At 49.5% G+C, this 1,863-nt stretch carries 3 protein-coding genes; all 3 read right to left on the reverse strand.

Features of this window, described 5'->3' with window-relative positions:
• A partial coding sequence (gene mobQ, locus WMO75_RS19435; protein ID WP_349078835.1) for a MobQ family relaxase occupies window positions 1-524 on the reverse strand: 524 nt, incomplete at its 3' end.
• Window positions 525-1,205: 681 nt separating this feature from the next.
• Complete coding sequence (locus WMO75_RS19440) at window positions 1,206-1,502, reverse strand: DUF3847 domain-containing protein (RefSeq protein WP_097786106.1); 297 nt, start codon at window positions 1,500-1,502, stop codon at window positions 1,206-1,208.
• Entirely contained in the window at window positions 1,495-1,836 is a 342-nt protein-coding gene (locus WMO75_RS19445; RefSeq protein WP_227616426.1) for a replication initiator protein A, read from the reverse strand. Before WMO75_RS19445 ends, WMO75_RS19440 begins: the two co-directional genes overlap by 8 nt.
• Window positions 1,837-1,863 lie beyond the last annotated feature (27 nt).

Here is a 1,863-nt window from a genome sequence, read left to right on the forward strand (position 1 = left end):
CATCTGCCGGACGGAAGTTTTATCCGTTCCCCGTTTTCGTCAAGGTCATAAACCTTGCGGCTCTTGGGAAGCCATTTTCCATGTTCGTCCATTGCCCTCATAGTGAGCATGACATGGGCGTGGGGATTGTGTCCCGGCGGATGGGGGTCATGGATGGCAAAATCAACAATCATGCCTTTGGAAACAAACTGCTGCTGGCAGAACTCCCGGACAAGGACAGCGTACTGGTCAGGCGGTATTTCTCTGGGGATGGTAAGCACCCACCGCCTTGCAAGCTGAGAGTTCCATTGCTTCTCCACCGCTTCGGCGGCGTTCCATAAGGTATTGCGGTCTGCATACGACCGTGGGGCGTTTGCCGGGAGCAGAATTTCATTGTGGACAATACCACGCTTTTCCGGGTAGTGCTTCACTTGCTGGTCGTATTCACAGAACAGCTTTTCGCCGCTTTGGTAAGCAGCGGCGGCAACCGCAGACTGTCGCTGGCTGCGCTGAACAATCGTGATTTCGTTGTGTGGGCAGGGCATTTCGTGTCCCTCCTTTCGGTAATTGGTGGATGGGGTGGCGTTTTACCACCTCATTTTGGCAGAAAAAAAGCAGGAGACCTTTTTCAGATTTCCTGCTCGGTGTGCCGCTGTGAAGGCGGCGGATATTTAGCTGTAAAAGTTCGGGACAAGTTGACCCGATGTGTGGGTGGCAAACTTGAATTTTACGATTTTTTGTTTTTCAAAAAGTCAATAGTTCTTTTCACGATAAATACGATACATATCAAACCTACAATCCCACAAACAATAGAGTCCTTTAAGTCTGCAAATCCTCCTGTGTACTGCATTGCATAATAATAAACCGTCCATATCAGTATCAATACGAACACACTAATACTTAACCAATAAGACTTTTTCTTCATCTAATTTTCCTCACATTGAACTTCCGATTAGTCGTTGACTTCATTATACTTTATTCGACCGTCAAAGTATAGAGAGATTTTGTAAAACTTGTCGGCTGGGAACAACTTGCAACGCAAGGTGTCCCCAGATGGCAAGTCCACAAAAGGGTAGCTGGCGGCAGCCAGCGCAGGGGAAGCGTAGCGTCCCCTGTTTGATTTGGAGCAGACCATGACTGCGGAAAATCACAGCCCTCCGGTGAGGAGCCTTCGGAGAACGCAATGCACCAACCTCTGGGTGGTGTATAATTGCGCCCTTAGTAAACTAAGGGGTTTCCGGCTTCTTCCGTTCCAGCAGTTTTTTCAATAGTTCCTGCGTGTCCTGCCTGTGAAAAATGAGTTTCAATAACAGCATGACATCATCATCTGTCAGGCGTTCCGGCTCTTGCAGAAAACTTTCCAGCATACCGCCACGGGTACAGAGCCGGTGCGTCCGTTCCTTTCGGGTAAGCTGCTTTAACTGGTGCTGCAATGCCTTTTCATCATTGATGGCTTTCCGCAGTTTCTTTTCGCTTTTCTCCAGCTCCCGGTTGAGCTTTTCCAGCTTTGAGGTATCAGGCAAGGGCAGCGTCCTCCTTTCCCGGTATCAGCACATAAATTCTGCTGGGTTCTCCCACGCCCTGACGCACCCGCATGATAAGTCCGGCGATTTCCAGTTCATTCAGAGAACGCTTGACCGTCATGGGACTGCGGGACAGGACTGCGGCAATGGCTGTGACAGGGAAGCAGACAAACAGGATTCCGTTTTCGTCCTCCTGCCCTTTGGATAGCATAGCGTCCAACATCCGGCAGTACATGACCTTTGCGGTGCTGCTGACTGGAAATCCTGTCAACGCTCTGGGAAAGGGCATACAGGGCGGCAATGGTGTGTCTATCGTCATAAATTCAAAATTCATTCTGTGTGTTCCTCCTTTTTCTTTGCT

The organism is Blautia intestinihominis (assembly GCF_040096655.1).
GTDB lineage: Bacteria > Bacillota > Clostridia > Lachnospirales > Lachnospiraceae > Blautia_A > Blautia_A intestinihominis.